The sequence below is a fragment of the Micromonospora sp. DT62 genome, assembly GCF_049847285.1.
GTDB classification, from domain to species: domain Bacteria; phylum Actinomycetota; class Actinomycetes; order Mycobacteriales; family Micromonosporaceae; genus Micromonospora; species Micromonospora reichwaldensis.
On the sequence record NZ_JBNCOB010000003.1, the window covers coordinates 142,933 to 167,677 of the forward strand.

Annotated in this window: 3 protein-coding genes (1 of these 3 cut by a window edge); all 3 read right to left on the minus strand. The window is 74.4% G+C overall.

Going from position 1 to position 24,745, the window contains the following annotated elements; translation table 11 throughout:
* Tightly spaced (each overlapping or abutting the next), the 3 genes in view from ACPXCB_RS06580 to ACPXCB_RS06590 form a layout consistent with a single transcriptional unit that may run on beyond the window.
* A complete protein-coding gene (locus ACPXCB_RS06580; RefSeq protein WP_425873123.1) occupies positions 1 to 1,311 on the minus strand; it encodes an MFS transporter in 1,311 nt (436 codons plus the stop codon).
* Complete coding sequence (locus ACPXCB_RS06585; RefSeq protein ID WP_425873125.1) at positions 1,308 to 2,291, minus strand: ornithine carbamoyltransferase; 984 nt, start codon at positions 2,289 to 2,291, stop codon at positions 1,308 to 1,310. Before ACPXCB_RS06585 ends, ACPXCB_RS06580 begins: the two co-directional genes overlap by 4 nt.
* Positions 2,291 to 24,745: the 3' portion of a non-ribosomal peptide synthase/polyketide synthase gene (locus ACPXCB_RS06590; RefSeq protein ID WP_425873127.1), read on the minus strand. The gene runs 969 nt beyond the window's last position; only the last 22,455 of its 23,424 coding nucleotides appear in the window; its start codon lies beyond the right edge, outside the window — the gene reads right to left on this strand; its stop codon occupies positions 2,291 to 2,293. The genes ACPXCB_RS06585 and ACPXCB_RS06590 overlap by 1 nt, the downstream gene beginning before the upstream one ends.

Here is a 24,745-nt window from a genome sequence, read left to right on the forward strand (position 1 = left end):
CTATATTCCGTCCATATCGCCGCCGTCCCGGGTCGCCCGGCCCGCCCGCTCGGCGGCCTCCGCCCGCTCCGCCTCGGCCCGGGCGCGACCGCCGAAGCCGAGCACCGCGAGCACCGCGATCACCCCCATCGCCCCGCCCACGATCAGCATGGCCTTGGTGATGCTCGTCAGGTCGAGCAGGAAGCCCGCGAACAGCGCTCCGAGGGAGTTGGCCCCCGAGCTGAGCAGCATGACGATCGAGCCGGCCCGCCCGCGCAGGTGGTCGGGTGCGCTCTGGAGCACGTACAGCATCCCGGCCACGTTGCTGATGCCGGCGCCGTAGTGGATCAGGGCGAAGATCGCGCCGAGGACGACGAGTCCCGGTGCCAGCGCGAGCAGCGGCATCAGCACCGCCCAGGCGATGTTGACCCCCATGATGATCCGCCGGATCCCCCAGCGGCTCAGGTAGAAGTTGCTGGTCATCGCGCCGGCCATGCCGAACACGCTGTTCACCACGAGCAGCATCCCGACCGTGGGTGGCGAGCCGCCCTGGTTCTTGACGATCACCACGAGGCCCAGGCCCAGCACCTGGAACAGGATGTTGCTCGCCGCGAAGAGGCCGAGGGCTCGGCGCAGGTAGGTCTGGCCCCAGACGAAGACGAAGCCCTCCCGTACCCGGGCCAGCAGGCCACCGGGCTCGTCCGCGCGCGCCTTCGGCGCCTGCAGGTCCCGCCGCACGAACAGCAGGGTGACCAGCGAGATCACGTGCATCAGCACGGCGAAGCCGAACGGCGCCCAGCGGGTGAGCGCGTAGAGCAGGGTGCCGGCCGGCTGGCCGAGGATGCTGGCCGCGTTGGCCCGCGACTCGTTCGCCGCCGTCGCGGCGCCGTACCGGTCGGCCGGAACCACGTTGAACACCGCGGCGCGTTCGGCCAGGGCGTAGCAGATGCCCAGGCTGGCCTCCACGAACGCGACCGCCATCAGGTGCGGCAGCCACACCGAGTCCCGGGCCACCGCGACCGCGACGCTGCCGATCGCGACGATCCGCCCGACGTTGCAGAGCACCATGGTCCGCCTGCGGTCCCAGCGGTCGACAAGCGCGCCGGCCGGCAACTGGGTGACCAGGTTGGGCAGCAGCGCGGCGAAGGTGACCAGGCTGGCCGCCGTGGCCGAGCCGGTCGACCAGAAGACCAGCAGGGTGTAGCTGATCGAGGTGGCCCGGGAGCCCAGCGCCGAGACCCCGGAACCGACCCAGAGCAGCAGGAAGTCACGGTTGTCGGTCAGGCGGCCCGGCTGCCGGGACGTGTCCGCCGGGTGCCCGACCGCGCTCACGACGCGGACCCGGCGGGGGTGGCCCGGCACCAGTCGAGCACGGCCATCGCGCTGTAGAGCTTGTTCTCCGCCTGCTGGAAGGCGATGCTGGCCGGCCCGTCCAGGACCTCGGCGGTCACCTCCTCCCCGCGGTGCGCCGGGAGGTCGTGCATGAAGACCGCGTGCGGGCTGCGCCGCCACAGCTCCCGGTCCACCCGGAACGGGGCGAAGCGCGTCCGCCAGTCGGGGTCGGGCTTGCTGGTGCCGGTGGTCTGCCAGCGGGTGGTGTAGATGGCGTCCAGGTCACCCGGCAGGTCGTCCATGTGGTGCCGTTCGACGAGGTGGGCGCCGCAGCGCTGGGCCTGCTCCCGCGCGACCGTCGCGATCTGCGCCGGCAGCCCGTACCCCGCCGGGGTGCGCAGCTCCAACTCGACGCCGGGAAAGCGGGTCAGCGCCAGGGCCAGTGCGGTCGCGGTGTTGTTCGCCTCGCCCAGGTAGAGCAGCCGCAGGTGTTCGATGCGGCCGAAGCGCCGCAGCAGGGTGGTCAGGTCGGCCAGCGCCTGCGTCGGGTGCTCCTCGGCGCTCATCGCGTTGATCACGGCCATCCGGTGCTGGCGCGACCAGTCGCGCATCTCCTCCGGGTCGGCGGCGGTCCGCGCCACCAGCACGTCGAGCATGCCCGACAGCACCCGGCCGGTGTCCTCGCTGGACTCCCCGGTGTTGACCTGGAGGTCGTTCGGCCCGTACTGGATGGTCTTCGCGCCGAGCCGCAGCGCGGCCACGGTGAACGCGGTCCGGGTCCGGGTCGACGTCTTCACGAAGTAGGTGCCGACCACCCGGTCGGCCAGCGGGCTGGCGGATTCGCCGGCGGCGAACCTCGCCCCCCGCGCCACGATCGAGTAGAGGTCGTCGTCGGTCAGGTCGCGGATCGACACCAGGTGCCGCACCTGCCGGGTCGGTGGGTCGGTGACCGTGGCAAGGATGCTCGGTACGGTCGTCATCACATTTCCTCCGTCAGTGCGATGTCGGACGCCAACCGCGACACGACCTCGGGGCCCTGGTCGCCGTTGGTCAGCACCACCAGCCCGGAGCCGTCGGGCACCCGGCCGGCGGTGAGCGCCTGGTAGCCGGGGATGCGGCCCCGGTGGGTGAACTCCACCCGTGTCCCGGCGGGCCCGTCGATGCGGTCCACCATGCAGCCGAGTCCGAAGACGCCGCCCGTTCCGGTGGTCAGTTGGGCCACCGCCAGCTCCCGGCTGAGCAGGGCCGGGTCGCCCCGGTGCGCGAGGTGGATCTCCCTGACGAGCTGGGCCAGGTCGGTGGCGGTGGTCCAGAGGCCGGCCGCCGCCAGGTCCGTACGCACCTGCCAGCCGCCCGGGAGCGGCTCGCCCCGCACGTCGTGCCCGACGGCCACCGGCCGGCCGGACGTCTCCGGGAAGCTCTGGTCGAAGCTGCTGCCGGTCATCCCCGCCGGTCCGAAGACCAGCTCGGCCATCAGGTCGGCGAAGGGCGTCGCGGTGACGTCCTCCATGAGCTGCTGCACCACCACGAAGTGGCTGTTGCGCTCCACCGCCACCGTGTCGGGCGCGTCGAGCGCCCGGACCGGTCCGGTGGGCACACCCCGGCCGTGCAGCACGTCCGACAGGCTCGGCACGGGGCCGCCACGCGGGTGCCCGGTGCTGCCCGTCGGGGTCAGCCCGGCGACGTGGGAGAGCAGCTGCCGCAGGCTCACCGGTCGGTCGGCCGGCAGCTGCCAGCCCTTCAGGTACGCGTTGACGTCCGTGTCGAGCTGGAGCTGCCCCCGCCCGACAAGGACCAGCGCGCCCACCGCGGTGACCAGCTTGCTGACCGAGCCGACCTGGAAGATGGTCGCCGGGGTCACCGGGGCGTCGCCGCCGGCCGCGCGGTGCCCGGCGGCGCGGACCTCCACCAGCTCACCGTCCGCGAGCAGGGCCAGCGAGGCGCCGGGCACCCGGTGGGCGGCGAGCAGCGGCTCGACGGCCGGCAGCACCGGCACGGCCCGCGCCACGCCGGCGCGTACCGCCGGATTCGCCGCTTCGACGGGCGCCGCCGCCCCGGTCGGGGCGAGCGAGGCGGCCAGCTCGGCCAGCGTCCGGTCGAGCATCGCCGCCCGCAGCGTCAGCGGAACTCCGGCCTGCCGGGCCGCCGTGACCACCGGTACGACCAGCAGCGAGTGCCCGCCCAGGGCGAAGAAGCGGTCGTGCCGGCCCACCCGGTCGACCTCCAGGACCCCGGCCCAGATCTCGGCGACCACCTGCTCCAGCCCCGGGCGGGGCGGGGTGTGGTCGGCCGCCCCGGCCAGGTCCACCGGGGGCAGCGCCCGACGGTCGACCTTGCCGTTGGCGTTGAGCGGAATGGCCGGCACCGGGACGAAGACGCTCGGGACCAGTTGGCTCGGCAGCCACCGGGCACAGTGCGCGGCCAGGTCCGGCGCGTCGCCGACGTGGTAGGCCACCAGGCGGGGTCCGCCGGCGCCCGTCGACTCGACGGTCACCACCGCGTCCCGCACGCCCGGATGCGCCACCAGCACCGCCCTGACCTCGCCGGGCTCCACCCGGTGGCCTCGGATCTTCACCTGGTCGTCGACCCGGCCGAGCAGGTCGAGCTGCCCGTCCGGCAGCCAGCGGCCCAGGTCGCCGGTCCGGTACAGCCGCCCGCCGCCCGCGGCGAACGGGTCGGGCACGAACCGGTCGGCGGTCAGGGCCGGCCGGCCGGCGTAGCCCCGGGCGAGACCGGGGCCGCCGAGGTGGACGTGGCCGACCACGCCCACCGGCACCGGTTGCAGGTCGGCGTCGAGGACGTACGTCCGCATCCCGGCCATCGGCCGGCCGATCGGCGCCACGTCGCCCGGCAGCGGCCCGGTGACCGGGTACCGGCTGACGGCCACGGTCGCCTCCGTCGGCCCGTACTCGTTGAGCAGCACGCTGCCCGGCGCGAGCGCGTGCCAGCGGTCGCAGACCTGCCGGGTCAGCGCCTCGCCGCCCAGGACCAGCAGCGGGGTCAGGGCCGCCGCCTGCTCCGCGCCGAGCTGGCGGGTCAGCAGGTCGAGGTGGCCGGGGGTCAGCTTGACGAAGCTGAACGGGCCGGCGTCGGCCAGCCTCGGACCCAGCTCGTCCAGCCCGGCGTCGGGCGGCAGCAGCCACAGCCGCTGCCCGGTGACCAGCGGCGCCCAGATGCTGGTCACCACCATGTCGTACGCGACCGACGAGAAGAGCGCGGCGCCGCCGGTGCGGTCCCCGATCAGCTCCTCCGCCGCCCAGCCGAGGTAGTTGGCGAGGCCGCGGTGGCTGATCTGCACGCCGTTCGGCCGGCCGGTCGAGCCGGAGGTGAAGATGACGTACGCGAGGTGGTCCGGGTCGGGGCGGCCGGCCGGCGGGTCGGCGGGCAGCGCGGCGATCCGCTCGGCGTCGCGGTCGAGCAGCACCAGCTCTACGCCGGTGAGCCGATCGGCGTGGCCGGTCGAGGTCACCACCACCGTCGCCCCGGCGTCGGCGAGCATCGCGGCGACCCGCTCGACCGGGTGCCCCGGGTCGATCGGCAGGTACGCGCCGCCGGCCCGCCACACCCCGAGCAGGGCGGCGACGAGGTCGGCGCCCCGGTCCAGCAGCACCCCGACGACCCGCTCCGGGCCGATCCCCGCCGCGCGCAGGTGGTGGCCGATCCGGTTGGCCGCCGCGTCCAGCTCGGCGTAGGTCGTACCGTCGACGGCCTCCGCGTCGGGGGTGGCGGCGGCCCGCGCCGCGACCCGGTCCGGGACGAGGTCGACGCATCCCGGCGCGGCCGAGGCGTTCCAGCCCACCAGCACGTCGTGTCGCTCCCCGGCGGGCAGGTACGTCGCCCGGGGGTCGCCGTCGGGGTCGGCCACCATGGCCTCCAGCACCAGCCGGTACATGCCGCCCAGCCGCGCGGCGTCGGCCCGGCCCATGGCGTGGCTGTCGGTGCTCAGTTCGAGCCGGCCGGCGCCCGCGGCGACGGCGAGCGCGAACTCGGAGGTGCTCGCGCCGATCCGCTCCACGGGCGCGGTGCGTCCGCCGTCGACCTCGGTGAAGTCGAGGTAGCTGAAGTAGACGTCGGTGAGGGTGGCACCCCGGCCGGGGGTGCGGATGGCCGGTGCCGGGTAGCGCCGGTGCGGCCACAGGTCGGCCTCCCGGGCGTGCACCCGCTGGATGAGTTCGCGCCAGCTGCCCGCCGTCCGGTCGTGCGGGAACGGCAGGGTGTTCAGCGACATGGCGTAGACCCGCTCGCTGCCCACCACGTCGGGCCGGGTGTTGCAGACCAGCCCACTGTAGAAGGCCGGCTCGTCGGTGAGCTGGCTGAGCACCTTCAGGTGCGCGGCGTGCAGCACCGCCTTGAGCGAGACCCGGGCCGCCGAGGCCAGGGCCCGCAGCCGCGGCTCCAGGTCCGCGTAGGACACCACCTCGGTGTACGGCTCCCGGGTGGCCGGCGCGGGCGGCGCCCACGCGGCGGGGAGCAGGAACCTCGGGTGCCGCTCGACCACGTCCTGCCAGTACCGCTGGTCGGCCGCCGAGTCCAGGGCGCGCAGCTCGCCGGCGACGAAGTCGGCGAAGCGCACCCCGGGCGGGGCGGTGACGTCGGGTTCCGCGCCCGCCCGCCGCGCGTGGTACCGGTCCAGGATCTCCATCACCAGGGCGTGCAGGCTCCAGCCCTCGATGATGACGTGGCAGATGGTGAGCACCAGCCGCCAGCTCCGGTCGGTCTCCAGGCAGACGGTGAACCGCAGCAGCGGCGCCCGCTCGACGTCGAACAGCTCGGCGTACTCCTCGCCGACGAGCCGGCGCACCAGGGCCGTCCGGTCCGCCTCGGCGACCCCGCGCAGGTCGCGGGTGTGGACCGGGACGTCCACCGCGCGGTGCACGAGCTGCATCGGCACCGAGTAGCCGCTCGTGTCCACCGAGGTACGCAGCACGTCGTGCCGGGCCACCACCTCGGCGACGGCGGTCCGCAGCGTCGCCAGGTCGAACGGCTCGTCGTCGGGGATCAGGAACGAGACGACGTTGTGGTAGTGGTTCTGGCCGTTGTCGGCCAGCATCTCCAGCAGCATCCCCAGTTGCACCCGCGACAGCGGGTACGCGTCGTCCAGCCCGGCCGGCAGCAGCGGCAGGTCGGCGGGGGCGACCAGCTCGAAGGGCTCGACGGGGCGGTCGGTCGGCGCCGGCGCGTCCCGGCTCGCCAGCACCTCGCCCAGCGCCCGGACACTCGGGTGCCGGAAGATGTCCGCCACCGTCACGTCCAGCCCGGCCGCGCGCATCGTGCCGGCCAGCACCAGCGCCGTGATCGAGTGCCCGCCGAGGTCGAAGAAGCCGTCGGTGACGCCGACCGCCGGCAGGCCCAGCACGTCGGCCCAGACGGCGGCCACCCGCTCCTCCAGCGGGCCCGCCGGGGCGACGAAGTCCCGGCCCGCCAGCGTCGCGCCGGTGGGGGCGGGCAGCGCCCGCCGGTCCAGCTTGCCGCTGTTGTTGCGCGGCAACTGCTCCAGCACCACGAACGCCGACGGGACCATGTACTCCGGCAGGCTGCGCCCCAGCCGCTCGCGCAGCGAGGCGACCTGCGGCGGCTCCCCGCCGCCGGCCACCAGATACGCGGTCAGCCGGGGATCGGCCGGGTCGTCCGCGCGCAGCACGACGACCGCCTCCGCGACACCGGGCAGCGCGGTCAGCGCCGCCTCGATCTCGCCCGGCTCGATCCGGTAGCCCCGCAGCTTCACCTGGTCGTCGAGGCGGCCGAGGAACTCCACGCTGCCGTCGGGCAGGCGGGTGGCCAGGTCGCCGGTGCGGTACATCCGGCTGCCGGCCGGGCCGTACGGGTCGGGCAGGAACCGCCGGGCGGTCAGCTCGGGCTGGTGGAGGTAGCCGCGGGCCACCCCGTGCCCGGCCAGGTACACCTCGCCGGGCACCCCGATGGGCGCCGGGTGGCCGTACTGGTCGAGCACGTACATCCGCACGCCGGACAGCGGCCGGCCGATGCGGCTGCCCACCCCCGGCGCGAGGTCGGCCCGGGTGATCCGGTGGTAGGTGGAGTAGACGGTGGTCTCGGTGATCCCGTACATGTTGACCAGCGCCGTGCGGGCCAGCCCGAGGCGGGACGCCCACGGGGCGAGGTCGGCGAAGTCGAGCTTCTCCCCCGCGACCACCACCGCCCGCAGCGACAGGTCCCGGATCCCGGGGGCGTCCTCGGCGGCGAGCCGGACCAACCCGCGCAGCGCCGTCGGGGTCTGCGCCAGCATGGTGACCCGCTGCGTCACCAGCAGGTCCAGCAGGTCCTGCGGCACCCGGGCCACCTCGCGGGGCACCAGCACCAGCCGGCTGCCGTGCAGCAGCGCGCCCCACAGCTCCCAGACGGAGACGTCGAAGGCGTACGAGTGGAACAGCGCCCACACGTCGGTCTCGTCCACCGCGTAGTGCTCCTGCGCGGCGTCGAGCAGGCGCAGCACGTTGGCGTCGCTCACGCAGACGCCCTTGGGCCGGCCGGTCGAGCCGGAGGTGTAGATGACGTAGACCAGGTCGTCGGGGTCGCGGGCGATCCCCGGATCGGTCTCCGGGAGCCCGGCCAGGTCGCCTGCGTCCAGCAGCACCCGCCGCCCGTCGAAGCCGGCGAGCACCTCCGCCTGCGCGGAGGTCGTCACCACGGTCCGCGCCCCGGCGTCGGCCAGCATGTAGCCGATCCGCTCGGCGGGCTGGGCCGGGTCCAGTGGCAGGTACGCCGCCCCCGCCTTGAGCACGCCGAGCAGCGCGGGCACCAGGTCCGCGTCCCGGTCGAGGCAGACCCCGACGATGGTCTCCCGGCCGGCGCCGGCCGCGCGCAGGTGGTGCGCGAGCCGGTTGGCGGCGGCGTCGACCTGGGCGTACGTCAGCTCGACCGCGCCGGCCACCACGGCCACCGCCTGCGGATCGCGGGCCAGCTGAGCCTGGAACAGCTCGACCATGGTGCCCGTGACCGGCTCGTCCGCGCCCGCGTCGGTGACGCCGAGCAGCCGGTCGCGCTCGCCCCCGGGCACGCAGACCGCCTGGCAGTCGCCGTCGGGGTCGGCGACCATCGCCTCCAGCACCGCCCGGTACATGCCGGCGATCCGGTCCAGGTTGGCCTGGCTGACCAGCCCCGCCCGCGCGGAGAGCGCGTAGCGGCCCCGCTGGGCGAAGCACGAGAGGTCGAACTCGGTGGCGCCCTCGCCGGCGGCGCCGGTGACCACCGGGCCGGACCCGTCGCCGCCCTGCGTCGCGCGGGTGAAGTCCTGGTAGTTGAACAGGACGTGCAGCAGCCGGTGGCCGGCCTCGCGCTGCATCTCGGCCAGCGGGAACCGCCGGTGCGGCCACAGCGCGACCTCCCGGTCGAACACCGCGGCGACGAGGTCCCGCCAGGTGCGGGCCGACCGGTCGTACGGGAACGGCACCGTGTTGAGGTACATGCCATGCACCTCGTCGGCGCCGAGCACCTCGGGCCGGGCGTCGCAGACGAGGCCGGCGTGGAAGCCCGGCTCGCCGGTGAGCTGGCTGAGCACCTTCAGGTGCGCGGCGTGCAGCACCGCCTTCACCGACACGTCGGTGTCTCGGGCCAGGGCGCGCAGCGCCTCGTCCAGGTCGTCGAAGTCGACAGTGGCGTCCACCGTGGCGTCCGGCGCGTCCGGCTCGCCCCAGCCGGCGGGCAGGGTGAACGGGGCACGCCCGTCCCACACCGACCGCCAGTGCTCCCGGTCGGCGGCCGACTCCAGCGCGGCGATCTCGGCGGCGATGAAGTCGGCGTAGCGCACGGGCGGCACGGCTGCCGGCGCCGGGGTGCGGCCGTCGGCCAGCTCGGCGTAGCAGTCGAGCACCTCGGTGACCAGCCGCGCGCTGCTCCAGCCCTCGGTGACGGTGTGGGAGATGGTGAAGGTGAACCACCAGCTCTCGTCGCTGTCCACGTGCGCCGTGACCCGCAGCAGCGGCGCGACCGACACGTCGAACGGGCGGGCCCGCTCGGCGGCGATGAACTCCGCGAAGAGCGCGACGTGCCGCTCGGCCGGGACGCCCCGGCCGTCCTCGACGCGTACGTCGGGTGCCGCGTCGGCGTGCACGAGCTGCATCGGCACCGAATAGCCGACCAGGTCGAACGACGTGCGCAGGATCTCGTGCCGGGCGACCACGGCGCGGACCGCGCCGCGCAGCGCCTCCGCGTCGAACGGCCGCCCGTCGCGGACCTGGTGGGCCAGGACGCTGTGGTAGACCGCGCGGTCGCCGCTGACGGCCGACTCCACCAGCATGCCGAGCTGGGTACGCGACGCCGGGTAGGCGTCGACCAGGCCGCCGGGCAGCCTGGCGCGGTCGGCGGCGCCGATCAGCGCGTACGGGGCGACCGGGCGGAACTCGTCGGTGTCGGCGTCGGTCAGCGCGGCGGCCAGCCGGCGTACGGTGCGGTGGGCGAAGACGTCCCGCACGCTGGTGGGGTGCCCGGCGGCGCGCAGCGTGCCGACGAGGGTGACCGCGAGCATCGAGTCGCCGCCGAGGTCGAAGAAGCTGTCGGTGACGCCGACGCGGGCCACGCCGAGCACCCGCGCCCAGATCCCGGCGATCTCCTCCTCCACGTCGCCGGTCGGGGCCTGGTAGTCCCCGGTGGCGTACGCGCCGGCATCGGGGGCCGGGAGCTGGCGCCGGTCGACCTTGCCGTTCGGGTCCTTGGGGATGGCGTCGAGGGTGACGTAGGCGGCCGGCACCATCGCCTCGGGCAGCGCGGCGAGCAGCCGCTCCCGCAGCCCGGACGGGGTCGGTGCGTCGCCGGGGGTCGGCAGCACGTACCCGACGAGGGTGCGGCGGCCGTCGTGCTCGCGGACGGCGGCGACGGCGTCGGCCACGCCGGGGCAGGCGCGCAGGGCCGTCTCGATCTCCCCCAGCTCGATGCGTACGCCGTGCAGCTTCACCTGGGAGTCGAGCCGGCCCAGGAAGTCGACGGTGCCGTCCGGCCGCCACGCCGCCGCGTCCCCGGTGCGGTACAGCCGCGATCCGGGCGGGCCGTAGGGGTCCGGCACGAACTTCTCGGCGGTCGGCCCGGGCCGGCCCAGGTAGCCCCGGGCCAGCCCCGTCCCGCCGATGCACAGCTCGCCGGGCACGCCCAGCGGCACGAGGTCGAGCCGCTCGTCGAGCACGTACAGCCGCAGGTTCGGGTGCGGGGTGCCGAGCGGCACCCGGGACAGCCCGGCCACGGCGTCGGCGGTGCACTGCCAGCTGCTCACGTCGACGGTGGCCTCGGCCGGGCCGTACGTGTTGTGCAGCTCGCAGCCGGGCAGCGCGGCCAGGAACGCCCGCGCCACGTCGACGCCGATCTCCTCGCCGCCCACCGCCACCGACCGCAGCGACCGGCAGCCGGCCAGCCCCTCGGCGAGCAGCGCAGGCAGCATCGACGGTACGAAGTGGACGGTGGTGACGCCCTCGCGGGCCATCAGCTCGCACAGGTACGCGGGGTCGCGGTGCCCACCGGGGCGGGCCACCACGATCCGGGCGCCCGCCGACAGGGCCGCGTAGACCTCGCCCGGCGAGACGTCGAAGCCGATCTCGGTCTTCTGGAGCACGACGGCGTCGGAGTCCAGCCGGTAGACCCGCGCGCCGACGTGCCCGGTGCGGTTGACCAGGGCCCGGTGCGAGAGCAGCGAGCCCTTGGGGCGGCCGGTGGAACCGGAGGTGTAGATGACGACGCTGCCGTTGTCGGGGTCGGTCAGCGGCTCCGGGTCGGTCGGCGACCGGTCGGCCCAGGCGTCCGGCTCGTCGAGCAGCACCACCGTGGCGTCGACCGGCGGCAGTTGCGCCCGCAGCTCGGCGGTGGTGAGCAGCACCGGGGCCGCCGCGTCGGCCAGCATGAACGCCAACCGCTCCGCCGGGTACGACGGATCCAACGGCAGGTACACCCCACCCGCCTTGTGCACCGCCAGCATCCCCACGACCTGCTCCACCGACCGGTGCGCACACACCCCGACCAGGACCTCCGGCCCCACCCCCAGCTCCCGCAGGTGATGCGCCAACCGGTTCGCCCGGCCGTTGAGCTGCCCGTACGAGAACGACACGCCCTCGGCCGTGACCGCCACCGCGTCCGGCCGCCGCGCGGCCTGCGCCTCGAACGCGGCCGGCACGTACCCGCCGACCTCGACGGTCCGGCCCGGGGCGAACCGGGCGATCTCCTCGCGCTCCCCGGCCGGCAGGCGCGGCGCCGCCGCGTCCCCGTCCGGGTCGGTCACCATCGCCGTCAGCACCTCGCGGAACATCGCCCCGATCCGCACCAGGGCGGCCGGGTCGGCGGTCCGGCTGTCGCTGACCAGGCGGACGGTGCCGCCGCCCGCCCCGACCGACAGGCCGAACTCGGTGGCCCCGGGCCCGCCGACCTCGACGAGGTCAGTGCCGGCTGACTCGGCCGCCGCGCCGCCGTCCTGCCGGGTCTCCACGTAGCCGAAGACGACGTCGATCGGCCGGGACCCGGCGTCGGCCAGCCGCGCCACGGCCGGCAGCGGGTAGCGCCGGTGCGGCCACAGCTCCACCTCGCGGTCGAAGACCGAGCGCACCAGCTCCCGCCACGTCCCCGCCGCGCGGGCGTGCGGGAACGGCAGCACGTTGATGTACATCCCGTGCACCCGCTCCGCGCCCCGCACCTCGGGCCGCGCGTCGCACACCAGGCCCGTGTAGAAGGCGGACCCGCTGGTGAGCTGGCTCATCACCTTCAGGTGCGCGGCGTGCAGCACCGCCTTGACCGAGGTGCCGGTGTCGCTGGCGAGGCGTCGGACCGCCGCGTCCAGGTCGTTGACGTCGACCGTGTACCGGCAGACCGTTGCCGTGCCGGACCGGTCGCCGAAGGCGTCCGGGAGGGTGAGCTTGGGCCGCCCGGTCACCACCGCCCGCCAGTGCTCGGCGGTCTCCGGCGAGCGCAGCGCCGCCAGCTCGCCGGCGACGTGGTCGGCGTACCGGACGGCGGGGGGCTCGTCCTGCTTCGGCGCCTCGCCGCGGCTGCGCCGGGCGTACTCGCCGAGCAGCTCGGCGAGCAGGGCGTTGAGGTCCCAGCCGCCCGTCACCAGGTGACTCACGGCGAGGGTCAGCCACCAGGCCCCGGCGCCGTCGGCGTACGCGGCGACCCGCAGCAGCGCGGCGTCCGAGTCCAGGTCGAAGGGGGTACGCCGCTCGGCGGCCAGGTGCTCGGGGTGCGCGGCGGCCGGGTGTACGGCGACCGGTACGGCGGCGCTCGCGCGCACCAGCTGCATCGGCACCGAGTAGCCGGTCAGGTCGACCGAGGTGCGCAGCGTCTCGTGCCGGGCGACCAGCGCGTCGACCGTCGCCTGGAGCGCGCGGGCGTCGAACGGCCGCCCGTCGTCGACCCGGATCGACTGCACGATGTGGTACAGCGACCTCTCCGGGTCCTTCTGGATCTCCACGGCCATGCCGACCTGCGCCTGCGTCGCCGGGTACGCGTCGACCAGGCCGCCGGGGAGCCTGGCCCGGTCGGCGGCGTCGATCAGCGCGTACGGCTCGACGGGGCGAAAGGCCCCCTCCTTGGCGGTGTCGGCCTCGGCGAGCGCGGTGACCAGGCGGCGGATCGTGCGGTGCGCGAAGATGTCCCGCACGGTGACGTCGTGGCCGGCGGCGCGGAGCGACCCGACCAGGGTCACCGCCGTCATCGAGTCGCCGCCCAGGTCGAAGAAGCTCTCGGTGACGCTGACCCGGTCGAGGTCGAGCACCCACGACCAGACGCCGGCCATCGCCGACTCCACCGGGCCGTTGGGCCGCTCGTAGCGGCCCCGGGCGTAGGACCGCGCGTCCGGCGCCGGCAGTTGCCGCCGGTCGACCTTGCCGTGCGGGTCCACGGGAACGGCGTCGATCGTGACGTACGCGGCCGGTACCGTCGCCTCGGGCAGCTCGGCCAGCAGCCGCTCGCGCAGCTCACCGGGGGTGGGCGCGGGCCCGCCGTCGGTGACGAGGTAGCCGACCAGGGTGCGCCGGCCGTCCTGCTCGCGGACCGCGGCAACCGCGTCGGTCACCCCGGGGCAGCCGCGCAGGGCCGTCTCGATCTCCCCCAGCTCGATGCGTACGCCGTGCAGCTTGACCTGGGAGTCGATGCGACCCAGGAAGTCGACGGTGCCGTCGGGCCGCCACGCCGCCGCGTCCCCGGTGCGGTACAGCCGCGATCCGGGCGCGCCGTACGGGTCCGGCACGAACCGCTGCGCGGTCGTTCCCGGCGCCCCGAGGTAGCCCCGGGCCAGCCCCGTCCCGCCGATGCACAGCTCGCCGCGCACCCCGACCGGCACCGGTTGCAGGTGCTCGTCGAGCACCCGGACGGTGAGGTTGGTGAACGGGGTGCCGAGCGGCACCCGGGTCAGCCCGGCCAGGGCGTCGGCGGTGCAGAGCCAGCTCGTGACGTCGACGGTGGTCTCGGCCGGGCCGTACGTGTTGTGCAGCTCGCAGCCGGGCAGCGCGGCCAGGAACGCCCGCGCCACGTCGACGGCGATCTCCTCGCCGCCCACCGCCACCGACCGCAGCGACCGGCAGCCGCCGATCCCCTCGGCCAGCAGCGCCGACAGCATGCTCGGCACCAGCTCGACGGCGGTGACGCCCTCGCGGACGATCAGCTCCCGCAGGTACGCGGGGTCGCGGTGCCCGCCGGGGCGGGCCACCACGATCCGGGCGCCCGCCGACAGGGCCGCGTAGACCTCGGCCGGGGAGACGTCGAAGCCGATCTCGGTCTTCTGGAGCAGCACCGCTTCTTCGTCGAGGCGGTTGATCCGCCGGCCGGCGTACGCGGAGCGGTTGACCAGCGCCCGGTGCGGCACGAGGACGCCCTTGGGCTGGCCGGTCGAGCCGGAGGTGTAGATGACGTAGCAGCCGCCGTCCGCGTGGGTGACCGGCTCGGGGTCGGTGGCCGGCTGGCCCGCCCAGGCGTCCGGGGCGTCCAGCAGCACGGTGGCCGCCTCGGCCGCCGGGAGTTGACCGCGCAGCTCGGCGGTGGTGAGCAGCACCGGGGCCGCCGCGTCGGCCAGCATGAACGCCAACCGCTCCGCCGGATACGACGGATCCAACGGCAGGTACACCCCACCCGCCTTGTGCACCGCCAGCATCCCCACGACCTGCTCCACCGACCGGTGGGCGCACACCCCGACCAGGCCCTCCGGCCCCACCCCCAGCTCCCGCAGGTGGTGCGCCAACCGGTTCGCCCGGGCGTTCAGGTCCCGGTAGCTGACGCGGGTGCCGTCGCAGGTGATCGCCACCGCGTCCGGCCGCCGCGCGGCATGTGCCTCGAACGCCGCCGGCACGTACCCGCCCACCTCGGCGGTGCCGCCGGACGACCAGCCCTCGATCTCCCCGCGTTCCGCCGCCGGGAGGCGGACGGCGACCGCGTCGCCCTCGGGGTCGGCCACCATCGCCGTCAGCACCTCGCGGAACATCGCCCCCACCCGGGCCAGCGCGACGGGACCGAAGACGTGGCTGTCGCCGACCAGGTCGAGGAAGCCGCCGGCGGCGGTCACCTGGAGGGCGAACTCGGTGCCGCCCTCCCCGGCGATCGCCTCGAAGTCGACGGACTCGTCGGCGACCGCCCCGGCCCGGCGGAACTCGGTGTAGTCGAAGACGACGTCGATCGGGCGGGACCCGGCGCCGGCCATCCGCTGCACCGCCGGCAACGGGTACCGCCGGTGCGGCCACAGCTCCACCTCGCGGTCGAAGACCGACCGCACCAGCTCCCGCCACGTGCCGGCACCCCGGGCGTGCGCGAACGGCAGCACGTTGATGTACATCCCGTGCACCCGCTCCGCGCCCCGCACCTCGGGCCGCGCGTCGCACACCAGCCCGGTGTAGAACCGCCCCTGGTCGGTGAGCTGGCTCATCACCTTCAGGTGCGCGGCGTGCAGCACCGACTTGGGCGACACGTCGAGGGTCGACGCGAGCGCGCGCAGCTTCGGCTCCAGGTCCTGGTAGGTGACCCGGGTCCGCAGGCTCTCGCGCGGGCCGTCGGTGCGGCCCCAGCCGTCCGGGAGGGTGAAGCCGGCGTGCCCGTCGACGATGCCCCGCCAGTACGCCTCGTCCTCGCCGGCCTTGAGCGCGGCCAGTTCGGCGGCGACGAAGTCGGCGTACCGGACGGCCGTCGGCTCCGGCGACTCGGGCACCATGCCGGCGCTGCGCCGCTCGTAGCAGCCGATCAGCTCGACCAGGAGGGTGTTCAGGTCCCAGCCGCCGGTGACCAGGTGGCTGACGGCGACGGTGAGCCACCAGCCCCGCTCGTCGGTGCGGTGGGCGGCGACCCGCAGCAGCGGCGCCGGCTGGTCCAGCGCGAAGGGCCGCGCCCGCTCCGCGTCGACGTACGCCCGCAGCCGCGCCTCGACGTCGTCGCCGGTCAGCTCCGTCACCCGTACGTCGACGGGCGCCTCGGCGTGCACGAGTTGCATCGGCACCGAATAGCCGGTGAGGTCGAACGAGGTACGCAGCGTCTCGTGCCGGCCGACCACGTCCCGTACGGCGGCCCGCAGCGCGTCGGCCGAGAACGGCCGTCCACTGTGCACCCGGAAGCAGCGCACGATGTGGTACAGCGACTTGCCGGGGTCCTTCTGGATCTCCACGGCCATGCCGACCTGTGCCTGCACGGCCGGGTAGGCGTCCACGAGGCCGGCGGGCAGCGTGGCCCGGTCGGCGGCGGTCAACAGGGAGAAGGGCGCGACGGCCTGGAAGGCCGGGGCCGCCGGGGCGGCGTCCGTGGCGGAGAGGTGCCCGGCCAGGGCGGCGACCGTGCGGTGCAGGAAGACGTCCCGGACGGCCACCCCGAAGCCGGCCGCCCGCAGCGCGCCGACCAGGGCGACCGCGCGCAGCGAGTCGCCGCCGAGGTCGAAGAAGCTCTCCCGGGTGCTGACCTGTTCGAGGTTGAGCACCTGGCCCCAGATCCCGGCGAGCTGGGTCTCCAGCTCGGTCTCCGGGGCGACGTGTGCCCGCTCGACCGGCACCGCCGCCTCCCAGAGGGCGGCCCGGTCGACCTTGCCGTTGGCGTTGAGTGGGATGGCCTCCACGGCGACGAACTCGGCCGGGATCATGTACTCCGGCAGGTGCTCCGCGCACCGCTGCCGAATCCGGTCCAGCAGGCCCGGCGTCGCCGGCTCGGCCGGCCGGTAGAACGCCACCAGCCGGGCGTCGCCCTCGGCGGCCGAGCCGGAGACCAGGGCGACAGCGTCGGCCACGCCGTCGGTGCCCTCCACGACCGACTCGATCTCGCCGAGTTCGATCCGGTAGCCACGGATCTTCACCTGGTGATCGACCCGCCCGACGAACTCCACCGCGCCGTCGGGCAGCCGCCGCACCAGGTCGCCGGTGCGGTACATCCGCGCCCCGGCCGTGGTTCCAGCGGCGGCTGCGGTTCCGGCTCCGGCGGCTGCCGCAGTTCCAGCAGCGGCTGCGGTTCCGGCTCCGGCTGCGGCGAACGGGTCGGGCACGAACCGCTCCGCCGTCAACGCCGGCTGACCCGCGTAACCGCGAGCCACGCCGACGCCACCCACGTACAGCTCGCCGACCACACCCACCGGGGCGAGATGCAGGTCCCGGTTGAGCACGTACATCGTCATGCCCGGCAGGGCACGACCGATCGGCACCACCGGACCCGCCTGCTCGACCTCCACCGGGAAGATGCACGTGCCCACACTCGCCTCGGTCGGCCCGTACTCGTTGACCAGACCGCCCGCACCCAACAACCCCAACCACCGGTTGGCGAGGGCCGCAGGCAACGCCTCACCCGCGACCACCACCACCGCCGCCAACGACGCCAACGCCTCATCCGACAACTGCCGACCAAGAATCTCCAGATGACCCGGCGTCAACTTCAAGAAACTGAACGGCCCCGACGACGCCAACACCGCACCCAACTCGGCCAGATCCACATCCTGACCCACCATCACCACACGCTGACCCGCCACCAACGGCGCCCACAAATTCGGCACCTGCAAGTCGAACGCCACCGACGAGAACACCGCACAACCACCCGCACCACGCGACACCAACTCACCCGCCGCCCACCGCACATGATTCGCCAACCCCCGGTGCGACACCTGCACACCCTTCGGCCGACCCGTCGACCCCGACGTGAAAATCACATACGCCAACTCGTCGAGGTCGATCGGCCCGGGCAGGGCCGCGCGCGCGGCACCGTCGGCCGTGGTCTCCTCGGCGCCGTCGTCCACGGTCTCGTCGACCCGGAGCACGTCGACTCCGGCGCCGGCGAACCGGTCCGCGTACCGCTGCGAGGTGATCGCGACCCGGGCGCCCGCGTCGGCGAGCATGGCGGCGATGCGACCCGGCGGGTACGACGGATCCACCGGCACGAACGCCGCGCCCGCCTTCCACACCCCCAGCATCGACGCCACCAGCTCCACACCACGGTCCAACAGCACACCCACCACCGCGCCGGCACCCACACCCCGGCCGACCAGGCGCCGCCCGATCACGGCGGCGCGGGCGTCCAGGCCCGCGAAGTCGATCGACCGACCGTCCGGTTCGGACACCGCCTCCGCCGACGGCGCCTCGGCCGCCCGCGCCTCGAACTCCGCCAGGACCGAACGCGACACCGGCGCCACCGCCGACGCCCCGTCGGCCAGCACCACCGATGCCTCACCCGGAGGCAGGCACGTCAACGACGCGTCACCGTCCACATCGGCGACCATCGCCTCCAGCACCGCCCGGTACATGCCGCCGAGGCGCAAAACGTTGGGGTAGCTGACCTGGTGCGGCCGGGCCAGGATGTTGAGCACGCCGCCGAGGGTGGAGACGTGCAGGCCGAACTCGCCGCTGGCCTCGTAGATGGCGTCCTCGAAGTCGACCCGTTCGGTGTCGACCTGTTCGAAGTCGAGGTAGTTGAAGAGGATCTCGATCGGCCGGCGCCCGTCGCCCAGGCGCTGCACGGCCGGCAGCGGGTAGCGGCGGTGCGGCCACAGCTCCAGCTCCCCGGCGAAGGTGTTGCGGATCAGCTCCCGCCAGGTACGCGCGCCCGCGTCGTGCACGAACGGCAGCGTGTTGAGGTGCATGCCGTAGACCCGGTCGGCGCCGGTCACCTCGGGCCGGCCGTGGCTGACCAGGCCGCTGGTGAACACGGGCTCGGCGGTGAGCTGGCTCATCACCTTCAGGTGCGCGGCCAGCAGCACGCTCTTCAGCGACGTGTCGGTACGGCTGGCCAGTTCGCGCAGGTCGTCCATCAGGTCGTGCAGGGGGACGCGGGTGCCGCACTCGTACTCCGGGACCGACTCGTCCTCGCCCCAGCCGGCGGGCAGCTCGAAGACCGGCCGGGCGACGACGCCCTGCCAGTAGTCGCGGTCCTCGTCCGACGCCAGCGCCTCGATCTCGCCGGCGACGAAGTCGGCGTAGCGGACCGGGGGCGCCTCGAACGCCGCCGGCACACCGGTGTCGCGCAGGCTGCGGTAGTTGTCGAGGATCTCCATGAGCAGCGAGTGGTGGCTCCAGCCCTCGAGGATGCCGTGCGACATGGTCAGCACGAACCACCACGTGTCGTTGCGGCCGGCCGCCCCGGCGATGCGCATCTGCGGGACCTGGTCGGGGGTGAACGGCCGGGACCGCTCGGCGGCCAGGTACGCCCGCAGCCGGCTCTCGGCCTCCTCGTCCGTGCCGTCGCGCAGGTCGAGCAGCGTGACGTCGACGGGCACCTCGGCGTGCACGAGCTGCATCGGCACCGAGAAGCCGGTCAGGTCGAACGAGGTACGCAGGATCTCGTGCCGGTCCACGACGGTCCGTACGGCCCGGCGCAGCGCGTCGCCGTCGAAGGCGTGCTCGTCGCGGATCGGGAACGCCGACACGTTGTGGTAGGTGCGCCGTTCCGAGTCGGAGAGCGTCACCACCAGCATGGCGAGCTGCACCTGCGCGCACGGGTACGCGTCGGCGAGCCCGGCGGGCAGCGTGGCCCGGTCGGCGTCGTCGAGCAGGCTGAACGGGGCGACGGCCCGGAAGGCGGGTGCCACCTCCGTGTCGTCGCCGCCGGCGAGGTGCCGCGCGAGGGCGGCGACGGTCCGGTGCACGAAGACGTCGCGTACCGAGACCGGGTGCCCGGCGCCGCGCAGCGCGCCCACGAGCGCGATGGCACTGATGGAGTGCCCGCCGAGGTCGAAGAAGCTGTCCTGGGTGCTGACCTGTTCCAGCTGGAGCACCTGGCCCCAGATCTCCGCCAGCCGTTCCTCCAGCTCGGTCGCCGGGGCGACGTGCTGCCGCTGCGCCGGCACCGCGGTGTCCCAGAGGGCGGCCCGGTCGACCTTGCCGTTGGCGTTCAGTGGGATCGCCTCCACGGCGACGAACTCGGCCGGGATCATGTACTCCGGCAGGTGCTCCGCGCACCGCTGCCGGATCCGGTCCAGCAGGCCCGGCGTCGCCGGCGCGGCCAGGCGGTAGAACACCACGAGCCGGTCCGACTCGCCGACCAGGGCGACGGCGTCGCCGACGCCGTCGGTGCCCTCCAGGACCGCTTCGATCTCGCCGAGTTCGATCCGGTAGCCGCGGATCTTCACCTGATGGTCGACGCGCCCGACGAACTCCACCGCCCCGTCGGGCAGCCGCCGCACCAGGTCGCCGGTGCGGTACATCCGCGCCCCGGCCGCGGTTCCGGGCTCGATGCCGGCTGCGGCTGCGGCGAACGGGTCGGGCACGAACCGCTCCGCCGTCAACGCCGGCTGACCCGCATAACCCCGGGCCACACCCACGCCACCCACGTACAACTCACCGACCACACCCACCGGGGCGAGATGCAGGTCCCGGTTGAGCACGTACATCGTCATGCCCGGCAGGGCACGACCGATCGGCACCACCGGACCCGCCTGCTCGACCTCGATCGGGAAGATGCACGTGCCCACACTCGCCTCGGTCGGCCCGTACTCGTTGACCAGACCGCCCGCACCCAACAACCCCAACCACCGGTTGGCGAGGGCCGCAGGCAGCGCCTCACCCGCGACCACCACCACCGCCGCCAACGACGCCAACGCCTCATCCGACAACTGCCGACCAAGAATCTCCAGATGACCCGGCGTCAACTTCAAGAAACTGAACGGCCCCGACGACGCCAACACCGCACCCAACTCGGCCAGATCCACATCCTGACCCACCATCACCACACGCTGACCCGCCACCAACGGCGCCCACAAATTCGGCACCTGCAAGTCGAACGCCACCGACGAGAACACCGCACAACCACCCGCACCACGCGACACCAACTCACCCGCCGCCCACCGCACATGATTCGCCAACCCCCGGTGCGACACCTGCACACCCTTCGGCCGACCCGTCGACCCCGACGTGAAAATCACATACGCCAACTCGTCGAGACCCGTGGCGCGGGCCGGCAGGGGCGCGTCCGTCTCCCCGATCTCCTCGACGCGCACCACCTCCACGCCGACCGGGGCGAACCGGTCGGCGTACCGCTGCGAGGTGATCGCGACCCGGGCGCCCGCGTCGGCGAGCATGGCCGCGATGCGACCCGGCGGGTACGACGGATCCACCGGCACGAACGCCGCACCCGCCTTCCACACCCCCAGCATCGACGCCACCAACTCCACACCCCGGTCCAGCAGCACACCCACCACAGCACCGGCACCCACACCCCGGGCGGCCAACCAGCGGGCGACCTGCCCGGCCCGGGCGTCCAGCACCGCGAAGTCGAGCCCCGCGCCGCCCGGCACCGACACGGCCTCCGCCGACGGCACCTCGGCCACCCGCGCCTCGAACTCGTCCAGCACCGAACGCGACACCGGCTCCACCGCCGACGCCCCGTCGGCCAGCACCACCGACACCTCGCCCGCCGGCAGACACACCACCGACGCGTCACCGTCCACGTCGGCGACCATCGCCTCCAGCACCGCCCGGTACATGCCACCGAGGCGGGCGACCTGCGCGACGCCGAGGTGGCGCAGGTTGGCCTCCAGCGTGAGGAAGCCGAGCCGGCTGATCACGCCGAGCGGGAACTCGTTCGGGCTGTCGTCGATCGAGTCGGCGTAGTCGATCTCGTCGGTGTCGATCTGGTGGAAGTCGTGGAAGCTGAACCGGACGTCCAGCATCCGGCCGCCGTCACCGACCTCCCGCTGGAGCACCGGCAGCGGGTACCGGCGGTGCGGCCACAGCTCCAGCTCCCCGGCGAACGTCCGCCCGATCAGCTCCCGCCAGGTCCGCGCGCCCGCGTCGTGCACGAACGGCACCGTGTTCAGGTGCATGCCGTAGACGCGGTCGGCGCCGGCGACCTCGGGGCGGATGTTGGACACCAGCCCGGTGAAGAACGACCCCGACCCGGTGAGCTGGCTCATCACCTTCAGGTGCGCGGCCAGCATCACCGACTTGAACGGCACGCCGGTCTGGCGGGCCAGCGCCCGCAGGCCCGGCTCCAGGTCGTGCAGCGGCACCCAGTGGTCGTACTGGGCGCCGTCGGCGGCGGTCGGGTCGCCCCAGCCCTCGGGCAGCACGAACCGGTCCCGGCCGGCGACCCGGTCGTGCCAGAAGGCGCGGTCCGTCCCGTCGCCAGTGGAGCGCAGCTCGGCGGCGACCGCGTCGGCGAAGCGCACCGGCGGCGCCGGGCGCGGCTCGACCGGCAGCCCGTCGCGGATCCGGTGGTACGCGCCGACCAGCTCCATCATCAGCGAGTGGTAGCTCCAGCCGTCCATGATCGGGTGGCACTCGGTGAGGGTGAGCCACCAGCTCCCGTCGGCGCAGACGCGCGCGTGCAGCCGGAACAGCGCCGGCTCGCCGAGGTCGAACATGTCGGCCCGCTCGGCGGCGATGAAGTCGCGCAGCTCCCGCTCCAGGCCGGCCCGGTCGTCGGCCTGCGCCCGGTCCATGCCGACCCGCATCTCGGCGGTGGCGTGCACGAGCTGCATCGGCACCGAGTAGCCGGTCAGGTCGAACGACGTGCGCAGCACCTCGTGCCGCCGTACCAGCAGCGCGGCGGCCTCCCGGAACGCGTCGAGCGAGAACTCGCCGGCGTCGGGGATGCGGTAGGTGGTGGCGTTGAGGTAGTGGTTGTGCTCGTCGGCGAGCATCTCCGCGAGCATGCCGAGCTGCACCTGGGTGCACGGGTACGCGTCGACGACGCCGTCGGGCAGCGCGGCCCGGTCGGCCTCGGAGATCAGCGCGAACGGCTCGACGGCCGGCTCCGGCGCGGCCGGCGCGGGGCGGCCGGTGAGGAACTCCGCCAGCTCGGCGATGCTGCGGCGCTCGAAGAGGTCGCGCACCTGCACGTCGAAGCCGGCGGCCCGGATGGCGGCGGCGAGCGCCACGGCGCGGATCGAGTCGCCGCCGACGTCGAAGAAACCGTCCTCGACGCCGACCCGCTCCAGGCCGAGCAGTTCCGCCCAGATCGCGGCGAGCCGCTCCTCCACCTCCGTACGCGGCGCCAGGTAGGGCCGGTCGGTGGCGGTGACGGCCCGGTCGGGTGCGGGCAGCGCCCGCTTGTCGAGCTTGCCGTTGACGGTCAGCGGCAGCCGGGCCAGCGGGACGAACGCCGCCGGGATCATGTACTCGGGCAGGGTGCGGGCCAGCGCCGCGCGCACCTGTCCCGGCCGGGGCAGCTCCGCCTGCTCGTCGACGACCGAGTACGCCACCAGCCGCCGGTCGCCGGGGGTGTCCTCGCGGACGACGACCACGGCCTCGCGTACCCCGGGCAGGGCCGAGATGGCGGCCTCGATCTCGCCCAGCTCGACCCGGTAGCCCCGGATCTTCACCTGGTCGTCGATGCGACCGACGAACTCCAGGCTGCCGTCGGCGCGCCGGCGGGCCAGGTCGCCGCTGCGGTAGAGGCGGGCGCCGGGCGGGCCGAACGGGTCGGGCACGAACCGCTGGGCGGTCAGCTCGGGCCGGTTCAGGTAGCCCCGGGCCACGCCGGGCCCGCCGACGTGGATCTCGCCGGTGACGCCGACCGGCACCGGATTGCCGTACGGGTCGAGCAGGTGGATGCTCAGGTCGGCCAGCGGGACGCCGACCGGGTTGGCGGTGCCGGTCAGGTCGTCGGGGCGCACCTCGTAGTAGGTGGCGTGCACCGTGATCTCGGTGATCCCGTAGAGGTTCAGCAGCCGGGGCGCGGCCAGCCCGCGCCGGGCCACCCAGGGGCCGAGGTCGCCGTACTCCAGCTTCTCCCCGGCGAAGATGACCGCGCGCAGCGCGAGCCGGTCGATGCGGGGGTCGCCGTCGCGGGCCAGTCCCACCAGGCCGCGGAAGGCCGTCGGGGTCTGGTTGAGTACGGTGACCTGCTCCTCGACGAGCAGGTCGAGCAGGTCGCCGGGGGAACGGGTGACCTCGCGGGACACGATCACCAGCCGGCCGCCGTGTAGCAGCGCGCCCCACAGTTCCCACACGGACACGTCGAAGGCGTACGAGTGGAACAGCGGCCACACGTCGGCGGGGCCGAAGTTCAGGTCGTCCTGCGCCACGGTCGTCAGGCGCAGCACGTTGGCGTGGGTCAGGAAGACGCCCTTGGGGCGGCCGGTGGACCCGGAGGTGTAGATGACGTAGATCAGGTTCTCGGGGTCGACGGCGACGCCCGGGTCGGCGCCGGAACGCCCGGCGATCTCCCCGGCGTGCCCGGGATCGTTCAGCACCACCAGGGCGCCGTCGAAGTCGGCGAACCGCGCCCGGTGGGCCTCGGTGGTCACCACGATCCGCGCGCCCGCGTCGGCGAGCATGAAGTCGAGCCGGTCGGCGGGGACGCCGGGCTCCACCGGCAGGTACGCCGACCCGGACTTCAGCACGCCCAGCAGGGTGGAGACCAGCTCCGCGCGGCGGTCCAGGCAGACCGCCACCAGCCGCTCCGGGCCGGCGCCGAGGGCCCGCAGGTGGTGCGCGAGCCGGTTCGCGGTGGCGTCCAGTTCGGCGTACGTCCAGCGTCGCGCGCCGTCCACGACGGCGGTCGCGGCGGGGTGCGCGGCGGCGGTGGTGGCGAAGACGCCGTGCACGGTGCCGGTCACCGGCGTGGTGGGGCGGGCCGGGGCGGGGGTCGCCGCCGCGAGCTCGGCGTCGTCGAGGATGCGCAGCTCGGAGATCCGGGCGTGCGGGTCGGCCCCGACGTGCTCCAGCAGCCGGCCGAGGTGGTCGGCCATCCGCCGCACGGTGGCGTCGTCGAACAGCGCGGTCGCGTACTCCAGGTGCCCGCGCAGCCGGCCGTCGGCGCCCTCGACGACGTGCAGTTGCAGGTCGACCTTGGCGACCCGGGTGGGCAGCCAGAGCGTCTCGGCGGCGAGGCCCGCCGGCCAGGTGCCGCTGGGAGCGTCGTCGCCCAGGGTGAAGGCGACCTGGTAGAGCGGGGTGCGGGACAGGTCCCGTTCCGGTTCGAACTCGTCGACCAGCAGCGCGAACGGCACGTCGGCGTGGGCGAAGGCGTCGCGCACCGTGGCGCGGGTGCCGCGCAGCAGGTCGGCGAAGGTGGGGTCCCCCGTCCAACTGCCCCGCAGGACGAGGTTGTCGATCCCGTACCC